We start from the raw sequence: 22,378 nt of genomic DNA, 5'->3' as shown, positions 1-22,378 counted from the left end.
GACTGATTCCAGTCTCCGGTGCGGCCCTTCCGCTTGCGTTTCTCGGCTCAGCACCGCTCAGCACCGCTCAGCGCCGCTCGCTACCACTGTGCCGCTCGGCGTGCTTGGCGTCGTCCTCGTCGGGCTCGGCCAGCGCCATCGGCCGGTCCTCCCACTTCGTCGACAGCGCGACCGTGGTCCGGGTCCGCGCCACACCGCGGATCCGGGTCAGCCGGCCGATGATCCGCTCCAGGTCCTCCGGATGACCGGCGCGCACCTTGAGCAGGAACGACTCCTCGCCGGCGACGAAGAAGCAGTCCTCGATCTCCGGTACGTCGCGCAGCCGCCAGGCCACGTCGTCGAGCTCGGCGGAGTCCGACAGCAGGATGCCGATCATCGCCGTCACGTTCAGTCCGAGCTGTTCCGGGGCCACCATCGCCCGGTAGCCGGTGATGACGCCGTTGCTCTCCAACCGGTTGATCCGGTCGGTCACCGATGGCCCGGACAGACTGACCAGGCGTCCCAGCTCCGCGTATGACATGCGGCCGTTGGTCCGCAGCGCGTCGATCAAGGCGCGGTCCACCGCGTCCATGCTTCCTGATCACCTCATCCGCGTCGATGGACGACCCGTTCGGGCCGCCCGGTCCCACCCGGGTGCGAGCGTATCGGCTCCCCGGGCGGCCCCGGCCCCCGCGCGGGGCCGTCCGGGGACGAATCGGGACCGCTGTGATCCCCGGCTAACGATCTGTGACCGCCTTCACCTTCAATAAATTGGACACAGAGCGTAGAACCCCTTAGAATCTAAGGCATAGAACAGATTAGGCCCGACAGATCGAAGGAGTCAACGATGAACTTCCCGCCGTACGAACTGCAGGCCGCCCACACCCGGCTGAACGACCTGCGCAAGCAGGCCGCCAAGGCCCGCCTGGCGCGCGCGACGAAGCTCGCCCGCAAGGCCTGACCTGCGGTAGTACCACCCAGCAGCACCCGGCACGACCGAGCAAGACCAATTGCGCACCCCTTACGCACCACCCCTAGTTACGCACCACCCCTAGAGCTCCGGCCGCCGGCCGCGTCGATCAACTCCCCCCCCGGATCGACGCTCGGGTACCGGCGGCCGGGAACAACGGGAGCGCCCTTCCAGTCCGTCCCCCCGGGACTGGAAAGGGCGCTCCTTTGCGTTGCGTGCGGCGCGTTGCGTGCGCGCGGTGCGTGCGCCTGCGTGAGCTGCGTGCGTCGGGCGCGCTCAGCCCTCCGGGGCGAACAGCCGCTGGAACGAGAACGCGTGAGGGGTGGCTCCGTGCTCGCGGAAGCGCGCCAGCCGGTCGTGCGCGTCCTGGACCGTGGGCCGCGTCCCGGCCGGGATCCACCACAGCGTGGCGAAGGCCTCCGGCAGCTTCTGGAAGAACTCCTTGCGGCGGGTCAGCAGCGCGCGGTGCTCGCCGGAGAAGGCGAAGTCGCGCAGCGCGCCCACCGATTCCCACACCGTCAGGTTGACGAACATCTCCGGGTCGCCGGGCCAGGCGATATCGGTGGCACCGAGCTCCGGATCGGTGCCCTCCAGCAGCCAGACGAACCCGGGCATGGCCCGGCCCTGGTCGTTGACCCGGGACAGGTTCTTGGTGAAGTCCTCGATGGCCGGGTCGTCCAGCGGGGCGACGAGCCGGCCGATGTTCACTTGGGCCAGGTGGAAACCTTCGAAAGGGCCCAGAAGGGCGTCAGCAGTGTCCATGGGCGCAGGCTACTGAGAGGCCTTACGTCTATGCGCCGTCCGGGCACCCCGCATCTCAGGTCCCGGACTCAGCGCGCGGACCCCAGCTCACCGCGCCACCGTTCGAAGAGCGTGTGCGGCACCCCGAGCACGTCCAGGATCTTGCCCGCGACGAAGTCCACCAACTGCTGCACGTCCTTCAGCCCGGCGTAGAACCCCGGCGCCGCCGGCAGCACCACGGCCCCGGCCTCGTCCAGCTCGACCAGATGCCGCAGGGTCCCCCGGTTCAGCGGCGTCTCCCGGACGCACACCACGACCGGCCGCCGCTCCTTGAGGTTCACATCGGCGGCCCGCTGCAAAAGGTCCTTCGACAGCCCCAACGCGATCCCCGCGACCGCCGCGGTCGAGGCGGGCACCACCACCATCCCCTTGGCCCGATAGCTCCCCGACGACGGCCCCGCCGCGAAGTCCCCGGCCGGCCAGTACCGCACCGCCTCCAGCCGCGGGTCCTCCCCCGCCCACCCGAGCCACGCCGCCAGATCCTCGCGCCAGTGCGCGTCCCGGAAGGAGATCCCGGTCTCGTCCAGCACCGTCAACCGCGCCGCCCGGCTCACCACCAGATCCACCGCCTCCCCGGCGTCCAGGAGCGCCCGGACGGTCGCGGCGGCGTAGGGGGTGCCGGAGGCGCCGGAGACGCCGACGATCCAGGGGGTGCGAGTGCTGGGGGTAGTGGTCACTGATCCATTGTCCGTCGGATTGTCGAGTGGCTAAACGTCGAGGATCCGGCGTAGCGCGAACTTGATTCTGTCGATCTCGGGCTCGGACAGAGAGCCGCGATGCGGACGTACGATCCGCCCACGCGATAACGCCTTGACCTGATCGCACATGGCGAAACCAGCGCGACCGTCGAGCATCACCCCGGGCTGGAACGGCAGCCCACGATCAGTGCTGGTACAGGGCACGACCAAGACCAAGCCGTTGGGGAGAGTACACGCGAACCTCGAACCGACGACGATCGCCGGCCGCCGTCCCGCCTGCTCCCGACCAGCCTGGGGATCGAAATCCATCCACCAGACCGACCATGGCGTGACGACAAGGCTCACCCATGCACCTCGACATCCACCTCGGCAATGCTCTCCGCCTCCGCCTGCATCTCCGCGAGTTGTCCGGGCGAGAGTCGGGCCAGGGCGGCGAACGACTCATGCTCGAAGAGCAGCACATCCAGTGCACTGTCCAGGCTCGCCCCGTTCAGCTCCGACGACGCTATAACGGCCAGCCGGTCCCGGTTGCGCGTGGTGATCTTCATCGTCGTCGTAGTCATACCTCAAGTATACCCGAGGTAGACTCCACGACACCGGCTCAAGCCCCCAGCCCGCGCACGATCAGATCCACCAGCGCGAAGCAGAACAACGAGATCCCGACGAACCCGTTCGTCGTGAAGAACGCCCGGTTCACCTTCGACAGGTCGTCCGGCTTCACCAGCGAGTGCTCGTACCAGAACGCCACCGCGACCACGGCGATCCCGATCCACCACAGCACCCCGCCGTGCGCCACGACGCCGAACCAGATCAGCAGGCCGAGGGTGATCACGTGGGTCGCCACCGAGGCCCGCAGGGCGGCGGCGATGCCGAACCGGGCCGGGACCGAGCGGACGCCGATCACCCGGTCGGCGGCCACGTCCTGGCAGGCGAAGATCAGGTCGAAGCCGCCGATCCAGAAGCCGACCGCCAGGCCCAGCAGCGTCGCCTGCCACGACCAGTGGCCGGTCACCCCGATCCAGGCGCCCATCGGACCGATCGCCTGGGCGATGCCGAGGATCGCGTGCGGGTAGTTCGTGAAGCGCTTGCCGTAGGGGTAGACGACCAGCGGGACGGCGGCGACCGGGGCCAGGCAGAGCGAGAGCCGGTTCAGGGAGGCCGCCGCGGCCAGGAACACCACCAGGGCCGCGACGGAGCCGAGGTAGGCCGTCTTCACCGACACCGCGCCGGTCACCAGCTCGCGCATCTGGGTGCGCGGGTTCCGAGCGTCGATCTCCCGGTCGATGATGCGGTTCATCGCCATGGCGAAGGTGCGGGCGCCGACCATCGCGACGGTGATCAGCACCAGCTTGGCCCAGTTGACGTGGCCGCTGGTCTCGAACATCGCCCACAGTGCGCTGATGTAGGCGAAGGGCAGCGCGAACACCGAGTGCTCGATCAGCACCAGGCGCAGGAACGCCCGGGTGCCGCCGACCACCCCCCGCGCGCTGTCGGGGGCCTCGTTGACCTCGCGGGTGGTGCCGGTGGGTTCTTCCACGGGGGCGGCGGACATCAGAGGCCGTATTCCTTCCAGCGGCGGTCGACCTTGGCGGCGGTCATCGGGTCGGAGGTGATCATCTCGGGCCAGCCCCGGTGGTACCCCTCCTCCGGCAGCTTACGGGTCGCGTCGATCCCCGCCTTGCCACCGTAGAACTGCTGGTAGGAGGCGTGGTCCAGATGGTCCACGACGCCCTCGACCACGGTCAGGTCCCGGGAGTAGTCCACGTTGCCGAACGCCCGCCAGGCCACCTCGGCGTAGTCGTGCACGTCGCAGTCGGCGTCCACCACCACGATCAGCTTGGTCAGCGACATCAGGTGCGCGCCCCAGATCGCGTGCATCACCTTCTGCGCGTGCTTGGGGTAGCGCTTGTCGATCGAGACGATCGCGCAGTTGTGGAACCCGCCGGCCTCCGGCAGCGCGTAGTCCACCAGGTCCGGGATGATGATCTTCAGCAGCGGCAGGAAGAACCGCTCGGTGGCCCGGCCCAGCGGACCGTCCTCGGTCGGCGGCCGGCCGACGGCGATCGACTGGAACACCGGGTCTTCCCGCATCGTCATCGCCGTCACGGTCAGCGCCGGGAACGGCTCGACCGGCGTGTAGAAGCCGGTGTGGTCGCCGAACGGGCCCTCCGGCAGCGTCACCCCGGGCTCCAGCCAGCCCTCCAGCACCACCTCGGCGTTCGCCGGCACCTGCAACGGCACCGTCTTGCAGTCCACCAGCTCGACCCGCTTGCCCTGGACGAAGCCGGCGAACAAGTACTCGTCGATGTCCGACGGCAGCGGCGCGGTGGCGGCGTAGCTGACCGCCGGCGGGCAGCCGAACGCCACCGCGACCGGCAGCCGCTCGCCCCGGCGCTGCGCGACCGCGTAGTGGTTGGTGGAGTCCTTGTGGATCTGCCAGTGCATGGAGATGGTGCGCTTGTCCTGGCGCTGCAAGCGGTACAGGCCCAGGTTCCGCGCCCCGGTCTCCGGGTGCTTGGTGTGGGTCAGGCCCAGGTTGAAGAACGAGCCGCCGTCCTCGGGCCAGGTGTGCAGGGCCGGCAGCAGGTCCAGGTCCACCTCGTCGCCGGTGAGCACGACCTCGTGCACCGGCGCCTTCTTCACGTGTTTGGGCGGCACCGACTTCAGCTGCGCGGCCTTGCCGAGCGCGTCGCGCAGGCCCGAGACGCCGTGCGGCAGTTCCGGCTTGAGTAGGTCGCCGATCCGGTCGCCGATCTCGTCCAGGTTCTTCAGGCCCAGGGCCAGGCAGAGCCGTTCCTCCGTGCCGAAGACGTTCATGGCCAACGGGATCGGCTTGCCGTCCGGGGTCCGCGCGCCGCGCACGTTCTCGAACAACAGTGCGATGTTGGTGATCGGCGCGTGCTGGTCCTCGCGAGGCGCCTTCTGCACCCGGTCGGTGATCTCCCCGACCTCCAGGTGCGGGTCAACCTCCGCGCGGACGCGCTTGAGCTGCCCCCGCCGTTCGAGGGCCTTCAAGAAGGAGCGTAGATCGTCGTAGGCCATGGTGACCAGTATGTGTCAGAGCCGGGAAGAGCCCGGTACCGGTCCCGTAGCGGAGGCAACGCGGTTACTGTTGAATACATAAAACCCACGAGTCCCCGGGAGGCTGGGCGTTGCTCCGTTTCGTGGTCCAGTGGCTGGTGCCGATCGCACTGGCCATCTTCGCCTGGGTCGACTGCCTGCTCACTCCGCGCCCCTGGGTCCGGTTCCTGCCCAAACCGGTGTGGGCGATCCTGATCGTCGTGCCGTACGTCGGCGCCCTGCTGTGGATTTTCGCCGGCCGCACCGCGCAGCCCCGCGACCCCAGACGCCGGGCCACCGACGTGCATCCGGGGCTGTTCGCCTCGCTGGGCCGGAGCGGCTCGCACCAGGCCCGGCCGCGGATCGTCGACACCCCGGACGGCCGGACCCGCACCGGCACGGCGCCGAGCACCTGGGCCGTGGCGCCCGACGACGACCCGGAGTTCCTGCAGCAGCTCGGTGAGCAGCTGAAGAAGGACCGGCCGGAGAACTGAGCCGGCCGGGAGCCGGGCCGGCCGGAGAACTGAGCCGTAGAGGGTCGGCTCAGCTAGAGGACTGCATGGTGAACCCGAACATGTGCCGGTCCATGGTGAACACCGGGTCCGAGTACGACTGCGGGAAGTCCTCGAAGCTCTCCCCGACCGCCTCGACCAGGTAGTCACCGATCGGCTCGGCCAGCCCGACCCGGCGCGTCGACCACCGGGCCCAGGCCAGCGCGGCCGGCTCCAGCAGCTCCAGCTGCGCGTCGTCGGCGTTCACCCGGGCCGGGATCAGGACGTTGATCAGGGTGTCGAACTTCTCCGGCCCGAACAGCGGCGGGTCGCCGGCGAACTCGGTGAGCCCGAGCCGGGCGAACACCTCGCCCCACTCCCGGACGATCGCCGGATGCGGCAGCCCGCGGGCGTCCTCGGAGACGGCGAACTCGTCCAGCAGGGCGGGGAGGTCATCGAGGTCATAGCCGAAATCGGCGCCGCCGGGCAGTTCGGCGGGCTCGGGCAGGACGGCCAGCCGGGAGAGCATCAGCGCGCGCAGGGCCGCGAAGTCGTCGCCCTCCTCGTCGTCCTCGTCCTCGTCGAACTCCTCGCGGCCCTCGCCGTCGTCGGAGTCCCGCGGCTCGGTGTTGTCCAACGCCGCCAAGGCGTCCAGCTCGGCGAACGCCTCGTCCACGGTCGCCGCCTCGATCCCGGCGTCCTGCTCGAACTCCTCGTCCAGCTCGTCCAAGCCGTCCTCGGCGTACTCGTCCTCGTCCTCATCCTCGTCGACCAGCGTCTCGCGCACCGCGGGCTCCAGCCGCCGGCGCAGTTCCGCGGCCTCCAGCCGGTCCAGCGAGAACACGCCCTCGGGCCCCTCGGAGAACTCCGCGCGGATCTCGCCCAGGATGTCCGGCAGGTCCACCGGGTCCACCAGCAGGACCTCGACCACGGTGCCCTGCGCGTTGTTGGCCACGGTCGCGGTGAACGCGTACCGGTCCTTGCCGCGCTTGAAGGCCGCGATCAGCAACTCGCCGTCGGCGAACACGTCGGAGACCGACCAGGCCTCCAGGAATTCGACCTGCTGCGTCGCCGCCCCGTACCACTCCGGACGCCGCACGCCCTTGCGGAACAAGCGCTCCGAGGCCTGCCCGGCCCGCTCGGCCACCTGCGGCGAGGCCACCGACGCCAGCGCGCACAGCACGGCCTGGGTCCGCGGCGACCCGACCAGCTCCAGCACCTCGACCAGACCCAGCTCGGCACCCTCGGGCTCGTCGTCCTGCTGCAACGCCGCGGTCCACAGCCCGCCCAGGAACGCCGAGGCCCACAGCTCGGCGTCCAACGGGGTCCGGACCGTCCGCGGATCCCCGTAGACCTCGTCCAGCGCGTCGAAGAGCTGCCCGAACTCCGGCGGCAGCTCCGGGTGCCGGGCCGGCGAGGGCGGATGCGCCCGCCGATTGGGCACGCCGGGACGCGAGGAGTGGTGGGGCTGACGACGCGGCTTGGGTCTCACACCTTCATGCTCTCAGATAGCCGGAGCCCGGATGCGGGCAATCCCCGACACAGGGCACCACAGACCGCGGCGGCAACCCATTCGGATGGAGATGGCCTTTATGGAACCCGCCGAACATCAGGGACAACAGCAGCATCACGATCAGGATAATCAGGGCGAACCATAAACACCCGGCCCGTCCCGACCGACGTTCGCGCCGCTCACGGTCCCCACCACGCCTCTCAACCCGCACACGGATCGCCGCCATACGTCATAAGATAACTGCGATAGGGGGTGCCTGTGGCGGCTAAGGATGAGCCTGTCGAAGAAGGCTCGCAGAACGGGGAGACCCGCATCATCGTCCGCACCGAGCGCGCGGGCCGACGATCAAGCCTTCTGCGCTGGGGGGTGATCGCGGTGGCGGGCGTCGTGGTCCTCGGATTCCTGGGATCGCTGACGAACTTCCTGCACTTCAGCAACCCGTTCGGCGAGACCACCACCACCCGCAGCAGCCCGGTGCTGTTGAAGTCGATCACCGAACTCAAGCGGTTCGAGGCGGCCAGCGGCGAGTTCCAGGTCGTGACCGAGGTGCAGAACTCCTCGTGGCTGCCCTCGTTCCTGGCCGGCAGCGACACGTTCTTCCTCGGCGACGGCACCGTCAACGCCTTCGTGGACTTCAGCAACCTGGACGCCAAGCACGTCGTGGTGTCCTCCGACCGGCTGTCGGCGACCATCACGCTGCCCAAGCCGGTGCTCGACCCGACGGCGCTGGACGTGCACAAGTCGTACATCATCGGGCAGCAGGAGGGCGTCTTCGACCGGCTCTTCAACAACGACCCGAACCAGGTCCAGCCGCTGCTGGTGGAGGCCACCAAGCAGATCGACGGCGCGGCCGCGAAGAGCCAGCTGGTGCCGATCGCGGAGAAGGACACCACGACGATGCTGCAGGGCTTCCTGCACACGCTGGGGTTCACCGGGACGATCACAGTGGACTTCAAGTAGGCGGAAGGCTAAGGCTGGTAGGGCGGGTCCACCGAGGTCGCCTCGGGGACGATCTTGCCGTCCTTGAAAACCACCGCCGTGCAGTCCAGCTGGTCCTTCGGGCCCAGATCCGTGGCCGATGCGGGAAGATTCGCGATCGCCACGTTCCCATGGACCTCCCAAACGGTCAGCACGCTGGAGCCGGGGTCGTCATACACCGCTCCGGCGGTGTCCTGGGTGAGTACCGTCTTCTGCGCGGACAAACCGGTGATGCGGGCCTGCTCGGCGATATCGGCGATGGCCGACGCGGACAGTCCGAACGCTTGCAGTTTGAGTTTGATGGTGTCACGTACGTCGGCTTCGCACCGGTCGATGGCAGGGCCCTTGTGCCAGTGGGCGTTCCACAGGGCCACCGCGCCGAAACCGCCCGCGATGACAGCTACGAACGCCACGCCGAGCCCCGCACTGATGGCCGCGTTCCGACGCCTGGACCGCCCGGGCCGGGCCGGGAGTCCGTAACCAGCCTCCGGCACGGTCATGGTCATGGTGGTGCCTCCCCGTGTTCCTGGCAGCTCCCCGCCTCAACGCCAGCGGCGCCGAGCAACCGCCCAGCGCCGCGCTTCGCCACTACTTTGTCAGGCTACTTCACCCCGGCGTAGGAGTGGAGTCCGTTCACGAAGATCGACACCACGAAGTAGTTGAAGATGAAGCAGCCGTAGCCGACCAGCGCGATGATCGCGGCCTTGCGCCCCTTCCAGCCGCGCGTGGCACGCGCGTGCAGGTAGGCCGCGTACACGACCCACGTGATGAACGCCCACGTCTCGGTCGGGTCCCAGCCCCAGTAGCGGCCCCACGCGTGCTCGGCCCAGATCGAGCCGGCGACGACCGTGAACGTCCAGATCGGGAACGAGAACGCCAGGATCCGGTACGCCGTCAGGTCCAGCTTCATCGCCGACGGCACGCGCTGCCACATCGAGTTCGGCTTGGCGGTGCCCAGCTTCGCCTTCGTCTCGTGGTGGGACTTGAACAGGTACAGGATCGTCGCGACCGTCGCGACCGTGAACATCCCCGAGCACAGGACCGCCGCCGCGACGTGCACGATCAGCCACGGCGAGTGCAGCGCCGGCACCAACTGCTCCGCGTCCTTGTACAGGACCTCCATCGCCACACCGAGGATGGCCACGATGACGCCGGTGACGAACACGCCCAGCCAGCGCGCGTTCTTGCGGAACAGGAGCCCGACGTAGAGCGCCATGGCCACGGCCGAGCCGGCGATGGTGAACTCGTACAGGTTGCCCCACGGCACCCGGTGCGCGGCCAGCCCGCGGCAGACCACGCCGGTGATGTGCAGCACCAGGCCCAGCACCGTGGTGCTGACCGCGATGCCGCCGGCGGTGATGGCGCGCAGGTTGCCGCCGTCGATCGCCTGGGTCGGCTCGTCCACGTCCGGCAGGTCGTCCAGGTCGTCCAGATCGTCGAGGTCGTCGAGGTCGTCCAGCCCCGACAGGTCCTCCGGCGCCGAGGCGCCCTTGCCGCCGACGCCGACCAGCGCCTCGGCCTGGGCCTGCGCCGGCACCTTCGCGGCGGCCGCGGTCTCCACCACGAACGTCGACTTGCGTCCGAAGACCCACTCGGCCGTATAGGCCAAGAACGCGATGAGATACACGAACATCGCGCCGTAGATGGCGTAGTTCGAGAACCGCGCCAACGACTCGTTGATCACTTCTGAGCTCCCGCCTTCGACGGACGCAGACCCCTGCCCACGCCTCTTACCTCCTCGCGCAGGCGCGAGTCCTCAGCCCGCGCCAGCCCGGCCACTTCGACCCGCAGCGCCTCCTGGCCCGCCGCCGCCGGCTTCACCCGCACGAACACCCGGCGCCGCCGGATCCCCAGCGAGCCCAGCAGACCGGCGATGATGCCGATCGCCGAGACGAAGACCAGCATCTTGGACGGGTCGTGGTTGAGATCGAACTGCGCCCACTGCACCACGCCGTCGAACTCGATCGTCCCGGTCCCGTTGGGCAGGGCGACCGTGTTCTTGCCCGGCTGCAAAGTGAGCACCACCGCCGGGTTCGTCGGGTCCACCGAGTTCGGCAGCTTCACCCGCTGCGCCCGGCTGACGTCCATGGTGTACACACCCGGGTTCGGCCCCAGGTTCCCGGTGTAGGCGCTGAGCACCAGCGCCGGGTTCGAGGCCGTCGGGAACAGCGACACCGCGCCCAGGCCCGGGACCATCTCGCCCGGGTAGTCCGGGATGAAGATGCCGGACAGTCCCAGGTCCTGCGGGCTGCCGTACTGGTCGGTATAGCCGTTCTTGACCTTGTAGATGCCCGATCCCACGCCCATCGCCCCGGAGTCGAAGAACTCGACCGGCTGGTGGTCCACGATCGCCTTGCCGGTCTTGTCCCGCACCGTGATGACCGGCGAGTAGCCGTGGCTGCTCAGGTAGACGCTCACGCCGTCCACGTTCAGCGGGCTGTTCTCCTTCACGACCGCCTTCTTCGACGGCGACGTCGGCGAGGCGTTGTACGTGACGTCCGCGGTGAAGTCCCGCGCCTGGCCGTAGTCCGGGGCGTTGTGGTTCGGCTCGTAGGTCGCGGTGAACTTGCCCAGCGTGAGCCCGAAGGGCGGCACCTTGTTGGGGTCCACACCGCCGCCGAAGGAGTGGTCGTCGTAGTACATCGCGATGTTGGAGAACCCATCGCCCTCGTTGATCACGACCTTGGCCTGATACCCGTAGTACCCCTTGACCGCGAACCCGACCAGGATCCCCACCAGGGACAGATGGAAGATCAGGTTGCCGGCCTCGCGCAGGTAGCCCTTCTCCCCCGAGACCCACCCGCCGCCGTCGGCGTCCGTCCCGCGCACGACGCGGAACCGCTTCTTCTTCAGCGCCGCCTCCGCGGCACCGAGCCGGTCCTCTATAGAGGCGCCCGAGCCGTCGCTGAAGCGGAAGTGCGCCGGCATCCGCGCCAGATTGCGCGGAGCGGCGGGCGGCGGCTTGCGCAGCACCTTCACATGCTGCCAGGTGCGCGGCAGGATGCAGCCGATCAGTGAGATGAACAGCAGCAGGTAGATCGAGGAGAACCACACCGACTTGTAGACGGTGAAGAACTGCAGGTGGTCCAGCAGCGGACCGAACGTCTTGTGCTTGGCGATCCAGACCGTCACCAGCGTCGGGTCGGTGTTGGCGCTGCGCTGCGGCAGCAGCGATCCGGGGATCGCCGCCAGCGACAGCAGGAACAGCAGGATCAACGCCACCCGCATCGACGTCAGCTGCCGCCACGCCCAGCGCAGCATCTCCCACGAACTCAGCCGGGGCAGCGTGACGGAACCGGTGCCGGTGTCTTCCCGCGGCGCCGTCGTGAGGCTTGCCGCGTCCATCTCTTCTGTGGGCGATGCCATCGAATACGTCTCGTTCTATCTAGATCGGGGACTGGAAACCGGGTGTCTGGCCCTGGAGCCAGGTCACCATGTGGTCCCACTCACCGGTCACCAACAGGACGCCGATCACGACGAGCAGTCCGCCGCCGATCCGCATCACGGCCTGATAGTGGCGCTTCACATAGCCGAACGCCCCCATCGCTTTGCGGAACGCGATCGCGGTGAGGACGAACGGGAGACCCAGCCCCAGACAGTACGCCACCCCGATGAGAACCGAACGACCGGCGTTCCCGGAGTCGATGGACAGTGAGGACACCGCGGACAGCGTCGGTCCCATGCACGGCGTCCAGCCCAGCCCGAACAGGATCCCCAGCAGCGGCGCGCCGGCCAGGCCGACCCGCGGGTCCTTGTGGAACCGGGCCTCGCGGTTGAACACCCGGCTGATCGCGCCCGGCACCACGCCGGCGAACGACAGGCCCATCAGTATCGTGATGCTGCCCAGCACGATCTGGATGGTGCGCTTGTGGGTGATCAGGAACCCGCCGCTCCAGCCGGCCAGCGACTCCAGCAGCACGAACACGATGCTGAACCCGAGCACGAACAGCAGCGCGCCGGCGATCATCCGGCCGCGCTTGGCCCGCGCCGCCTCGTCCAGCGTCTGGTCGCCGAGGTCCACACCGGTCAGGCCGGTGACGTAGGAGAGGTAGCCGGGGACCAGCGGCAGCACGCACGGCGACAGGAACGAGATGAGCCCGGCCGCCAGCGCGATCGGCACGGCCACCAGGAAGCTCCCGTCCTCCACCTGGGTCTCGGTGGAGGTGTAGCTGGAGGCCAGATGCGTGAGAACAGCGGCGGTGGCGCTCATCGTCGAGGGCTCACTTCCCCGACAGCACGGTGTCGAGCGCGGCCGACAGGTCGGTGAAGGTCACCGGGCGCAGCGCCCGCCAGGCCAGGTCGCCCTTCTGGTCGATGATCAGCGTGGACGGCACCGAACTCAGCGAGGTGATCCCGGCCAGCTTGGTGAGCAGCGACTCGCTGTCCCCGTCGACCAGGTTCGGGTAGCTGATCAGCTTGGCCCGCACGAACGCCTGGGCCTGCCCGGTGTTGTCACGGGTGTCGATGCCCACGAACTGCACGCCCTTGTCCTTGTAGGCCTCGCTGGCGTGCTCCAGGTACGGCGCCTCGGCCTGACAGGGATCGCACCACGAGCCCCAGATGTTCACGACGATGACCTTGCCCTTGAACGAGTTCATGTCGAGCTGGGAGCCGTCGAGCGTGGTCCCGGAGAGCATCGGGAACGGCTTGCGGTCGCTGACGGAGAACGCGGCGGCGGTACCCAGACCGTCCTTGTTCTTCGAGCTGGAGCCCCCGCAGCCGGCCAGGCCGAAGGCCAGTGCGGCGGCGGTCACCACCGCGACGGCGGCCGACCTGCGTGTTCTATCCGTCCTGCGCAGCATGTGAAAAGTTTCGCATGCGCCCCCCGCGCTGCTGCGGCAGGGTCCCCGAATCGGACGAAGCGTCGCGCTCCGCCCACGCCGAAGGACCCTGCGCCACCGGGCCGCTACGCGCCCGCGACGAACTTCTTCGAGTTCTTCACCGGCAGCAGGTCCTTGGCCGGCTCGCTGTACCGGACCGCGGTGATCCGGCCGTCGGTGATCTCGAAGGAGGTCAGCGAGGCCAGCGTGCACTGACGCTTGCGCGGGTCGTGCAGGAAGGAGCGGTGCTCGGCGGCCAGCCGGCTGATCCAGATCGGCAGCTGGTGGCTCACGCACACCACCTCGTGGCCGGGCGCCAGCTCCGCGGCGGCGAGCACGGCCGCGTGCATGCGCACGACCTGCTCCTTGTACGGCTCGCCCCAGGACGGCTTGAAGGGGTTCCACAGCTTGAACCAGACCGAGGGGCGCTTGAGCACGCCGTCCCCGACCGAGAACTTCTTGCCCTCGAAGAAGTTCGCCGCCTCGATCAGCCGCTGGTCGGTGCCGACCTCCAGGTCGTGCCGGGCCGCGATGGGCGCCGCGGTCTCCTGCGCGCGCTGCAACGGGGAGGCCACGACCGCCTTGATGTCGCGGTCGGCCAGGTGGTCGGCGACCCGCTCGGCCATCTTGACGCCGAGGTCGGACAGGCGGTAGCCGGGCAGGCGGCCGTACAGGACGCCGTCCGGGTTGTGGACCTCGCCGTGCCGCATCAGGTGGACGACGGTCTTGGTCTCGGCCATGACTTGTGGGGTCCTCTCGCAAAGGATCGGGGACGGGCGATCGGTATCGGGCTGACAACCGGCCGGGCCGGGACGATCGGGCGGACGGTCAGGACTTCTCAGCGGCAGCCGCGGCCTGGGCCGCGTGCGGCAGGGCCGCCGCGATGACCTCCACGGCGGCGGCGTCGTGCGCGGCCGAGACGAACCACGTCTCGAAAGCGCTCGGCGGCAGGTAGACGCCGTGGTTCAGCATGGTGTGGAAGAACTCGGCGTAGGCCTTCGTGTCCTGCTGCTTGGCGTCCTCGTAGTTCTTCACCGGCTCGCCGCGGAAGTGCACGGAGAACATGGTGCCGACGAACTGGACGGTGTGCGGGACGCCTTCCTTGGCCAGTGCCTCGGAGGTGAGGTCGGCGATCTGGTGCGCGGTGGCGTCCAGGTGGCTGTAGACGTCCGGGGTGCAGTTCCGCAGCGTGGCCAGGCCCGCGGCGGTCGCGACCGGGTTCCCGGACAGCGTGCCGGCCTGGTAGACCGGGCCGACCGGGGCCAGGTGCTGCATGACGTCGGCGCGGCCGCCGAACGCCGCCGCCGGGAAGCCGCCGCCCATCACCTTGCCGAACGTCATCAGGTCCGGGACCACGCCGTCGATGCCGTACATGCCCTCGCGCGAGGCCCGGAAGCCGGTCATCACCTCGTCGGAGATGAACAGCGCGCCGTGGGCCTTGCAGGTGTCGGCCAGGAACTGGTTGAAACCGGGCTCCGGCGGGACGATGCCCATGTTGCCGGCCGCCGCCTCGGTGATCAGACAGGCGATCTCCGGGCCGTAGGCGGCGAACGCGGCCTTGACCGCCTCGGGGTCGTTGTAGGGCAGCACGATCGTGTCGCCGGCCTGCGCCCCGGTCACGCCGGGGGTGTCGGGCAGCGCGAAAGTGGCGACCCCGGAACCGGCCGCGGCCAGCAGCGAGTCGACGTGCCCGTGGTAGCAGCCGGCGAACTTCACGATCTTGGTCCGGCCGGTGAACCCCCGGGCCAGCCGGATCGCGCTCATGGTGGCCTCGGTCCCGGAGGAGACCAGCCGGACCTGCTCCAGCGGCGCGATCCGGGCCACCATCTCCTCGGCCAGCTCGACCTCGCCGGCCGACGGCGCGCCGTAGCTGGCCCCGCCGCGCAGCGCCTTGGCCGCGGCCTCCAGCACCGCCGGGTGGTTGTGGCCGAGGATCAGCGGACCCCAGGAACAGACCATGTCGACGTAGCGGTTGCCGTCCACGTCGGTCATATAGGCGCCCTCGCCGGAGGCGATGAACCGCGGCGTGCCGCCGACCGCACCGAAGGCGCGCACCGGTGAGTTCACGCCACCGGGCGTGACCGCCCGAGCCCGGTCGAACAGGTGCTGGGACTGGGTCTCGGGGGGCTCGTACGGATGCGCGCTCATGCCGCCATGGTCTCAGATCCGCGCACCGGCACCGCCATCGCGGTGGCCGCCGTCACCCGGCGCGACCCGCATCGCGGTCACGGCCTCGACGAACTCGGCCGGCGGCCGGTACCCGTGGTCCCGGATGTAGTGCACGACCAGGGTCGGGGCGCTGAGCCAGCGGCCGTCCGGGGTCACGACGCGGATCTCGGCGTGGCCCAGGAACAGGACGCGGGTGCCGTAAACGGCGTGGTACTGGAAGTCGGCCTCGATCAGGTGCCGGAAGCGGCAGCCGTGGACGCCGCGGGTGGCGGCGGTGAAGTGGTCGGCGGCGAGCGTGATCAGGTTGCGCCCGAAGACCGGGTCCACGTCGGTATCGGCGTCGGCGTCGGCGTCGTCACCGGCATCGTCATCGGCGGTCGGGAAGTCGTGGCCGGGGTCGAGCCAGCCGACCGCGAGGACTTCGACCCCGGCCGGGACGGTGTCCGGCAGGTAGTCGTAGGGCGACAGGTCGGGGATGTAGGTCATGCGGAAATGGTGCCCGGCGCCACGCCCCGCCGCCCGGAAACCACGACAGCCGCCACCGCCGCGAGGATGAAACCCGGCAGCAGCAGGTACGCGGTGTGGATGCCGACCCGGTCGGACAAGAACCCCAGCACGAACGGCGCCGTCCCGGCCGCCAGCCCGCTCCCGAACATGTTCACCGCACCGGCCAGCTCCGCATGCCCGCCGGACATCTCGATACCGCGCGCCGATATCAGCGGGTACTGCAACGACACGCCGAGACCGGCCACCGCCAGCCCGCCGAACATGAGCACCGGGTTCGAGGTGGCCCAGAAGAGCGCGAAGCCCACCAGGTTGGTCCCGAACGCGGCGAGGATCAGCCGGTCGATCGGCACCCGCAGCGCCAGCCGGCCACCGGCCGCCCGGCCCACGGCCATACCGGCGACGACCGCGGTGACGCCGGTCGCGGCGACGCCGGCCGAGAGGTGGGCGCGGTTCTGGAGGAGGGTCGCGCACCAGAGGGTGAGGCAGAACTCGATGGCGCCGGCGCAGACGCCCGCGACCTGGTTGAGCCAGAAGCGGCGGGGGAGGCTGCGGAAGGTCGCCTGGGGTGCTGATGGCGGCGGCTCGGATTCCGGGGCGGTGCGAGGGGCGGGGATCGGGTGCTCGCGACCGCCGCCCGAGACAAGTGCGTCGGCTGCGACTCGCGAAGCCGCCAGTTCCCGACTGTCGCCGCCTACCGCTGACAGATCAGCTGCGACTTCTGACATCGGCAACTCTGCCTTGGCGCGGGAACCGGCATCCACCTGCTCGGCGGCCGCCTCCCGACCGCCTTCGCCCGAGCCGGACCGCGCCACCGCGGCATCCACCGGCTCCAGTTCGGCAACCGAACCGAGCCCGTAAGCCTCCACCGCCTCGCCGACCGAGACCGGCTCCGCCCCCGCCTCAGCCGCAAGCCAATCCGGCTCCCGCACCCGTCCGAGTGCCACATACAACAGCCCGCTCAGCGGTGCGACCAGCAGCAGCGCCGTGCGCCAGCCGAGTCCGGCCGCCGCCGCGCCGCCCACCGCGAGCGGGGCCGCGACGCCCACGATGGCGGCGACCGCGTTCGCCTCGGTGATGGCGGCCGGGCCGAATTCGGGGCCGTGCGCGCGCGACAGCGCTGAGGGCACGGCTATGCACATCAGCGCCCCGAAGACGCCGCAGATCGCCGCCGCCGGAAGCGTTACCGGAAGCGCCGGGACCGCGCAGAACAGGCCCACCGACAGCGACAGGCCGACCAGGGCCCACCACAGCGCGGGGCGTGAGCCACCCATCCGGCGGATGTACCAGGGTGCGGACATGCTGCCGCCGGTGACGCCGATCGCATAGCAGGTGCTGTGCAGGCCGGCCACGCTCGCGGAGAGGTGGAGGTCGTCCTTGAGCAGGTTGATCGAGGGGCTGAAGGCGTAGAGGAAGAAGGCGAAGGCGCCGAGCTGGAGGTAGAGCAAGCGGGTCCAGCTGTCGTGCCGGACCCGCAGGACGGGCTCAGGGGAGGTGGCGCTCACATGTCACGCATCGCGGGTCAGCTTTCATCGACGGGCTCTTCCACTTCCACACCGGCGGCCTGGGCCTCGACCGCGGATTCGGCCCCGGATTCGGCTTCGACTCCGGATTCGACTCCGACTGCGGCCTCGGCGACGCCATCAGCGTCGGCTACCTCAGTCACCTCAGTCACCTCGGCCACCTCCGCCGGCTCGCGCACCGCGACCTGGTCGCTCACCGCGACCGAGACGGCGGCCGCAGCGGCCTGCGAAGCCTCGTCGGCCGGCACCACCACCCGCTCGCCGAAGGTCACGGTGTCGTACACGTACTCGTCGACCACGGGCTCGGAGGTCGGATGCGTGGCGGGCACCACCGCGGCCTCGGAGTGCGCGCCGCAGCCGTAGTCCAGCGACACGACGCGGCCGTCGCTCGGCGCGATCTCGTTCGTGCACACGCCGAAGCCCTGGCCCAGCATCCCGGCCAGCGGCGTCAGGAACCCGCAGCCCGAGCAGCGGGCCGGGGCGGCCTGCGCCATCGGCGAGTGCGGGCCGAAGTCGCCCTCGTGCCAGCGCTCGGCGGCGTCCTCGCGGCCCTCGCGGGACAGCACCCGGGGCCGGCCCAGGCCCAGCTGGTAGCCGACCAGCGGCAGGGAGTCGCGGGTGACCTCGCGGTAGGCCTGCGGGCGCTCCTCGTCGGCGCCGGTGTAGGCCGGGACCAGGCGGTTGTCGCCCTCGTCGGCCGGGAGCAGGTCGCCGGGGCCGAGGTCGCCGGGGCGCAGGCGCTCGTTCCAGGGCACCCAGTCCGGGGCCAGTACCGACTGGTCGCCGGCCACCAGCACGGTCTCGTCCAGGGTGACGAACTTGGTGCGCGGCGCGCGGGTGAGGGTCACGGCCCAGTTCCAGCCGCGGTAGCCGCGTTCCTTGCACTCGAACAGGTGGGTGACCACCCGGTCCCCTTCGGCGAGCATGCCGACGTGTCGGCCGACCTCGCCGATCCCGGCCACGTCCTCGGCCGCGGCCAGGGCCAGGTCGACTGCGTCCGCGCAGACCTGGTCTAGGACCGGCTGGCGTGCGCGCGGCCGGCTGTCTGCGGTGCGGGCTGGGGTGGCGGTCGCGGCGTTCACGCCTCGATTCTCCCCCATCCCGGGGGGTTCGTGTGACAGCGGTTCGCCGGACGGCGCATTCGGGCCGCTGGCGAGGAGGTCGCGGGGAGGTCCCAATTGAATCATCGGCTCCCCACGTTCACTTTTTCCGGGCAGGATAGGGGCGTGGCCAAGGATCAGACGCCGAATCGGGACGGCGAGGAACGGACGCGGGTGTTCGACGCCCCGGAGGGGACCCGGCCGTTGATCCCACAGCCCCCGCCGCTGCCGCCCAAGCGGCCCCGGCGCGCCGGGGATCCGGGTACGGACCCCGGGCTGGCCGACACACTGCCCGCGGGCGGTTCCTCAGCTTCTTCAGCGCCGGCTTCCTCAACGCCGCGCGGCAACCACCGCGACCCGGTCCCGACCCGCACCATGCCCACCCAGGACCCGGACGGCACGCCGACCGCGATCCACGGTCCGGACGACCTGCCGACCGCGATCCACGGTCCCGACGACCTGCCGACCACCATCGACCTGGCCGCGACCCTGCCGGGTCTGGCCGGGGTCGCGCCGGAGCTGTCGGCGGCCGACATAGAGATGCTGACCCCGGTCCGCCCGGAGTCCGAGGCGGCCCGGATCCTGCGCCGGGTCGGCGAGGGCACCGAGGCCACCGGCCGCGCCATGGGCAAGGTCGGCGGATTCCTGGGCCACCGGATCCGCAAGTACACCGAGGCCGGCGGGGCCCGGGAGTCCGGGCTGTCCCGGCTGATCGAGCTGCACGCCGTGAACACCGCCGGCGACCTGCTGATCACCCTGGCCCTGGCACAGTCGGTGTTCTTCGGGGTGCAGCCGGGGCAGGCGCGCGGCAAGGTGGCGCTGTACCTGGTGATCACGATGGTGCCGTTCGTGCTGCTGGCCCCGGTGATCGGCCCGCTGCTGGACCGGTTCGGCCACGGCCGCCGGATCGCGATGGCGCTGACCATGGCCGCCCGGCTGGTGCTGGCCCTGATCATGGCCCGCACCGTGAACGGCGACGCCAACCTGGCCCTGTACCCGGCGGCGTTCGGTTGTCTGGCCGCCTCCAAGGCCTACGGCGTGACCCGCAGCGCGGTGATCCCCCGCCTGGTCCCGCACGGGAGCACCCTGATCAAGGCGAACTCGCGCACCTCGATGGCCAGCATTATCGCCACCTTCGCCTTCGCCCCGATCGGCGGCCTGCTGGTCAAGCTGGGCGCGGCCTACTGCCTGATCGGCGCGGCGCTGGTCTTCGCCCTGGGCGCCTACCTGGCCATCCGGCTGCCCTCGCACGTGGACTCCGCCGAGGGCGAGCAGAAGGCGCAGCTGCTGAAAAGGGACCGGAACATGGACCCCCGCCTGGAGGAGACCATGCCGAACCTGCGGCTGCGCTCGGTGGGCCCGGCGGTGATGCTGGCGCTGCGTGCCAACGCCGCCTTCCGCTGCTTCTCCGGCTTCCTGACCATCTTCATGGCGTTCCTGGTCCGCTACCACCCGCTGGCCGGCTACAAGGACCTGGTCGCGATCGGCATGATCGCCGGGGCCGCGGCCGTCGGCAACGCCGTGGGCACCTCGCTGGGCTCGATGCTCAAGGCGCGCGCCCCGGAGGGCGTGATCTCGGCGATGCTGGCCCTGACCACCGGTGCGGTCCTGGCCTGTGCCTTCTACTACAGCCTGATCACGGTCCTCACCGTGGCGGCGGTCGCGGCGATGAGCGCGGCGCTGGCCAAGCTGTCGCTGGACGCCCTGCTCCAGCGGGACACCCTGGAGCGGGTCCGCACGTCGGCCTTCGCCCGATCTGAGACACTGATGCAGCTGGCCTGGGTGGTCGGCGGCGGTTTGGGGATCGCGATGTCCTACCCGGGAAACGGCAACGGGACCGTCGCCTTCATCGTCGCGGCCGTCGCCCTGCTGGCGGTCTGTGTGGTGACCTTGAAGGCGCTGTCGGATTTGCGGTTCGTGGCACCCAACCCTGCGCAGGGTCTGGGAGTCTGACCAACCGTGAGCGATCGCCGAACACGGCCCGCAGACCGGGCCGGCGCCCGGCGTCCGGCACGGCGGACACGCAATCCATATCGGGATGACGGGGAGTGACCCAATGTACGAGTTCTTGCTGGCGACGGCCGTCGGGGCCGAGCGCGACGCGCTCCAGCGGCGCGCCGACGGCCTGACGGTGATAGTCACCGGCGCGGGGCCCGCCGCCGCGGCGACCGGCGCGGCCTGGGTCCTGGCCTCCGAGCCCTACAAACTAGCGCTCTCAGTCGGTATCGGCGGCGGCTTCGCCCCGCGCGCCCCGATCGGCTCGGTGGTGGTCTCCACCCGGGTGGTCGCGGCCGACCTCGGCGCCGACTCCCCCGAGGGCTTCCTGCCGATCGAGGAACTGGGCTTCGCCCCGCACGTGGAGCAGCCGGACGAGCAGTGGGCGGCCCGCATCGGCACCGCGCTGAGCCAGGCCGGCCTCCAGGTGGTCACCGGCGCCGTACTGACCACCACCACGGTCACCGGCACCGCCGAGCGCACCGCGGAACTGCTGGCCCGGCACCCGGACGCGGCGGCCGAGGGCATGGAGGGCTACGGCGTGGCCAGCGCGGCGACGATGGCCGAACTCCCGTTCGTGGAGATCCGCGCGATCTCCAACGTGGTCGGCCCACGCGACCGCGATTCGTGGCGGATCGGTGAAGCCATGGACGTCCTGGCCACCGTCGGCCAGACCCTGGCCGCCCTCCAGGCGCCGGGCGTCGCATAATCAGCGCTATGGCTGCCACTGACCCCGGGTCCGGCGCCGCCGTCGGCGCGCCCACGAACCACCTGCCCGAAAAACTCTCCATCGCCTACTCCCCGTGTCCCAACGACACGTTCGTCTTCCACGCCCTGACCCACGGCCTGGTCCCCAACGCCCCGGCGTTCGACGTGACCTTCGCCGACATCGACATCACCAACTACTGGGTCCAGGAGGCGGACGCCCCGGACGTCCTGAAGATCTCCTACCCGGCCCTGCCCCTGATCCAGGACCGCTACGAACTGCTGCACTGCGGCGGCGCCCTGGGCCGCGGCTGCGGACCCCTGGTGCTGTCCCAGGGCGCGGTGTCGGCCGAGGCACTGACCGGGGGCGTGGTCGCCGTACCCAGCCTGCTGTCCACCGCCTTCCGCCTCTTCGAGCTGTGGGCCGAGCAGAACGTGCCGAACGGAGTGCAGATCAAGGTACTGCCGTTCCACGAGATCATGCCCGCGGTCGCATCCGGCGAAGTGGCCGCCGGCCTGGTGATCCACGAAGCCCGCTTCACCTACCAGAACTTCGGCCTGACCTGCCACGCCGACCTCGGCGAATGGTGGGAAGGCCAGACCGGCCTACCGATCCCCCTGGGCGCCATCGTGGCCCGCAAGGACCTGGGCGAGGCGGCACTGGCCGAGCTCACCGAACTGATCCGAGCCTCGGTGGACCACGCCTGGGCCGACCCGAAGGCCTCCCACGAGTACGTGATGGCGCACGCACAGGAGATGGACCCGGAGGTCGCGCAGCAGCACATCGGGCTGTATGTGAACGAGTTCACGCGGGACCTGGGGGCGGATGGGCTCGCGGCGGTCGCGGCGCTGCTTGCGGAGAGGTAGTGGTGGCGGGGAGGTAGTGGTGGCGGAGAGGTAGTGGTGGCGGAGAGGTAGTGGTGGCTGGTGGCTGGTGGCTGGTGGCTGGTGGCTGCTGGCTGCTGGCTGCTGGCTGCTGGCTGCTGGCTGCTGGCTGCTGGCTGCTGGCTGCTGGCTGCTGGACAAGACTGCGGCCCCGACGTCCTCGTGTCGGGGCCGCTTTGGGTTTTTG

Annotated in this window: 23 protein-coding genes; 5 read left to right on the top strand and 18 right to left on the bottom strand. The window is 70.1% G+C overall.

The window, feature by feature from the left end:
- Nucleotides 1–67: 67 nt before the first annotated feature.
- From KGQ19_RS08895 to KGQ19_RS08865, 7 genes are all read right to left on the bottom strand, one after another.
- Nucleotides 68–571, bottom strand: coding sequence for an Lrp/AsnC family transcriptional regulator (locus KGQ19_RS08895; RefSeq protein WP_212008591.1), 504 nt, complete (start codon nt 569–571; stop codon nt 68–70).
- A gap of 654 nt (nt 572–1,225) precedes the next feature.
- The gene (locus KGQ19_RS08890; RefSeq protein WP_212008590.1) at nt 1,226–1,711 is read right to left on the bottom strand and encodes a DUF3291 domain-containing protein; all 486 of its coding nucleotides are present in this window, start codon (nt 1,709–1,711) and stop codon (nt 1,226–1,228) included.
- 68 nt (nt 1,712–1,779) lie between these two features.
- Complete coding sequence (locus KGQ19_RS08885) at nt 1,780–2,427, bottom strand: UbiX family flavin prenyltransferase (protein WP_212008589.1); 648 nt, start codon at nt 2,425–2,427, stop codon at nt 1,780–1,782.
- A 30-nt stretch (nt 2,428–2,457) separates the two neighbouring features.
- The gene (locus tag KGQ19_RS08880) at nt 2,458–2,793 is read right to left on the bottom strand and encodes a type II toxin-antitoxin system PemK/MazF family toxin (protein ID WP_212008588.1); all 336 of its coding nucleotides are present in this window, start codon (nt 2,791–2,793) and stop codon (nt 2,458–2,460) included.
- Entirely contained in the window at nt 2,790–3,011 is a 222-nt protein-coding gene (locus KGQ19_RS08875; RefSeq protein WP_212008587.1) for a hypothetical protein, read from the bottom strand. The genes KGQ19_RS08880 and KGQ19_RS08875 overlap by 4 nt, the downstream gene beginning before the upstream one ends.
- Before the next feature lie 38 nt (nt 3,012–3,049).
- The gene (mqnP, locus tag KGQ19_RS08870; RefSeq protein WP_212008586.1) at nt 3,050–4,000 is read right to left on the bottom strand and encodes a menaquinone biosynthesis prenyltransferase MqnP; all 951 of its coding nucleotides are present in this window, start codon (nt 3,998–4,000) and stop codon (nt 3,050–3,052) included.
- Nucleotides 4,000–5,490, bottom strand: coding sequence for a menaquinone biosynthesis decarboxylase (locus KGQ19_RS08865; protein ID WP_212008585.1), 1,491 nt, complete (start codon nt 5,488–5,490; stop codon nt 4,000–4,002). Before KGQ19_RS08865 ends, mqnP begins: the two co-directional genes overlap by 1 nt.
- 110 nt (nt 5,491–5,600) lie before the next feature.
- Here KGQ19_RS08865 and KGQ19_RS08860 point away from each other — a divergent pair, with 110 nt between their 5' ends.
- Entirely contained in the window at nt 5,601–6,002 is a 402-nt protein-coding gene (locus tag KGQ19_RS08860) for a PLDc N-terminal domain-containing protein (protein ID WP_212008584.1), read from the top strand.
- Nucleotides 6,003–6,051: 49 nt separating this feature from the next.
- Here KGQ19_RS08860 and KGQ19_RS08855 read toward each other — a convergent pair whose 3' ends face one another.
- Complete coding sequence (locus KGQ19_RS08855) at nt 6,052–7,491, bottom strand: hypothetical protein (RefSeq protein ID WP_212008583.1); 1,440 nt, start codon at nt 7,489–7,491, stop codon at nt 6,052–6,054.
- 279 nt (nt 7,492–7,770) lie between these two features.
- On the opposite strand from KGQ19_RS08855, the gene KGQ19_RS08850 reads away from it, so the two are divergent.
- Complete coding sequence (locus KGQ19_RS08850; RefSeq protein WP_212008582.1) at nt 7,771–8,472, top strand: DUF4230 domain-containing protein; 702 nt, start codon at nt 7,771–7,773, stop codon at nt 8,470–8,472.
- Between the two features lie 8 nt (nt 8,473–8,480).
- Here the strand turns inward: KGQ19_RS08850 and KGQ19_RS08845 are convergent, their stop codons facing one another.
- From KGQ19_RS08845 to KGQ19_RS08800, 10 genes are all read right to left on the bottom strand, one after another.
- Nucleotides 8,481–8,996, bottom strand: a complete 516-nt coding sequence (locus KGQ19_RS08845) for a hypothetical protein (RefSeq protein ID WP_212008581.1) — start codon at nt 8,994–8,996, stop codon at nt 8,481–8,483.
- Nucleotides 8,997–9,091: 95 nt separating this feature from the next.
- Nucleotides 9,092–10,123, bottom strand: coding sequence for a c-type cytochrome biogenesis protein CcsB (gene ccsB, locus KGQ19_RS08840; protein ID WP_230418385.1), 1,032 nt, complete (start codon nt 10,121–10,123; stop codon nt 9,092–9,094).
- 47 nt (nt 10,124–10,170) lie between these two features.
- Nucleotides 10,171–11,856 (bottom strand): cytochrome c biogenesis protein ResB, encoded by a 1,686-nt coding sequence (gene resB / locus KGQ19_RS08835; protein ID WP_212008579.1) that lies wholly within the window; start codon nt 11,854–11,856, stop codon nt 10,171–10,173.
- A 19-nt stretch (nt 11,857–11,875) separates the two neighbouring features.
- On the bottom strand, nt 11,876–12,700 hold the full coding sequence (locus tag KGQ19_RS08830) for a cytochrome c biogenesis CcdA family protein (protein ID WP_194893791.1): 825 nt from the start codon (nt 12,698–12,700) through the stop codon (nt 11,876–11,878).
- A gap of 10 nt (nt 12,701–12,710) precedes the next feature.
- Nucleotides 12,711–13,292, bottom strand: coding sequence for a TlpA family protein disulfide reductase (locus KGQ19_RS08825; protein WP_212008578.1), 582 nt, complete (start codon nt 13,290–13,292; stop codon nt 12,711–12,713).
- Nucleotides 13,293–13,396: 104 nt separating this feature from the next.
- The gene (locus tag KGQ19_RS08820) at nt 13,397–14,050 is read right to left on the bottom strand and encodes a histidine phosphatase family protein (protein ID WP_212008577.1); all 654 of its coding nucleotides are present in this window, start codon (nt 14,048–14,050) and stop codon (nt 13,397–13,399) included.
- 88 nt (nt 14,051–14,138) lie between these two features.
- Nucleotides 14,139–15,458, bottom strand: coding sequence for a glutamate-1-semialdehyde 2,1-aminomutase (hemL, locus tag KGQ19_RS08815; protein WP_212008576.1), 1,320 nt, complete (start codon nt 15,456–15,458; stop codon nt 14,139–14,141).
- A gap of 12 nt (nt 15,459–15,470) precedes the next feature.
- Nucleotides 15,471–15,965 (bottom strand): DUF7919 family protein, encoded by a 495-nt coding sequence (locus tag KGQ19_RS08810; protein ID WP_212008575.1) that lies wholly within the window; start codon nt 15,963–15,965, stop codon nt 15,471–15,473.
- Complete coding sequence (locus KGQ19_RS08805; RefSeq protein WP_212008574.1) at nt 15,962–17,488, bottom strand: MFS transporter; 1,527 nt, start codon at nt 17,486–17,488, stop codon at nt 15,962–15,964. The genes KGQ19_RS08810 and KGQ19_RS08805 overlap by 4 nt, the downstream gene beginning before the upstream one ends.
- Nucleotides 17,489–17,505: 17 nt before the next feature.
- Nucleotides 17,506–18,588, bottom strand: coding sequence for a DUF3027 domain-containing protein (locus KGQ19_RS08800; protein ID WP_212008573.1), 1,083 nt, complete (start codon nt 18,586–18,588; stop codon nt 17,506–17,508).
- 144 nt (nt 18,589–18,732) lie between these two features.
- On the opposite strand from KGQ19_RS08800, the gene KGQ19_RS08795 reads away from it, so the two are divergent.
- The 3 genes from KGQ19_RS08795 to KGQ19_RS08785 all read left to right on the top strand — a co-directional run bounded on the left by KGQ19_RS08795 (nt 18,733) and on the right by KGQ19_RS08785 (nt 22,173).
- On the top strand, nt 18,733–20,559 hold the full coding sequence (locus KGQ19_RS08795) for an MFS transporter (protein ID WP_307856371.1): 1,827 nt from the start codon (nt 18,733–18,735) through the stop codon (nt 20,557–20,559).
- Between the two features lie 103 nt (nt 20,560–20,662).
- Nucleotides 20,663–21,310, top strand: coding sequence for a futalosine hydrolase (locus tag KGQ19_RS08790; RefSeq protein WP_212008572.1), 648 nt, complete (start codon nt 20,663–20,665; stop codon nt 21,308–21,310).
- An 8-nt stretch (nt 21,311–21,318) separates the two neighbouring features.
- Nucleotides 21,319–22,173, top strand: coding sequence for a 1,4-dihydroxy-6-naphtoate synthase (locus KGQ19_RS08785; RefSeq protein ID WP_212008571.1), 855 nt, complete (start codon nt 21,319–21,321; stop codon nt 22,171–22,173).
- Nucleotides 22,174–22,378 lie beyond the last annotated feature (205 nt).

Source organism: Catenulispora pinistramenti, from assembly GCF_018274385.1.
GTDB classification, from domain to species: domain Bacteria; phylum Actinomycetota; class Actinomycetes; order Streptomycetales; family Catenulisporaceae; genus Catenulispora; species Catenulispora pinistramenti.
This window is presented reverse-complemented; position numbering and strand designations above follow the sequence as displayed.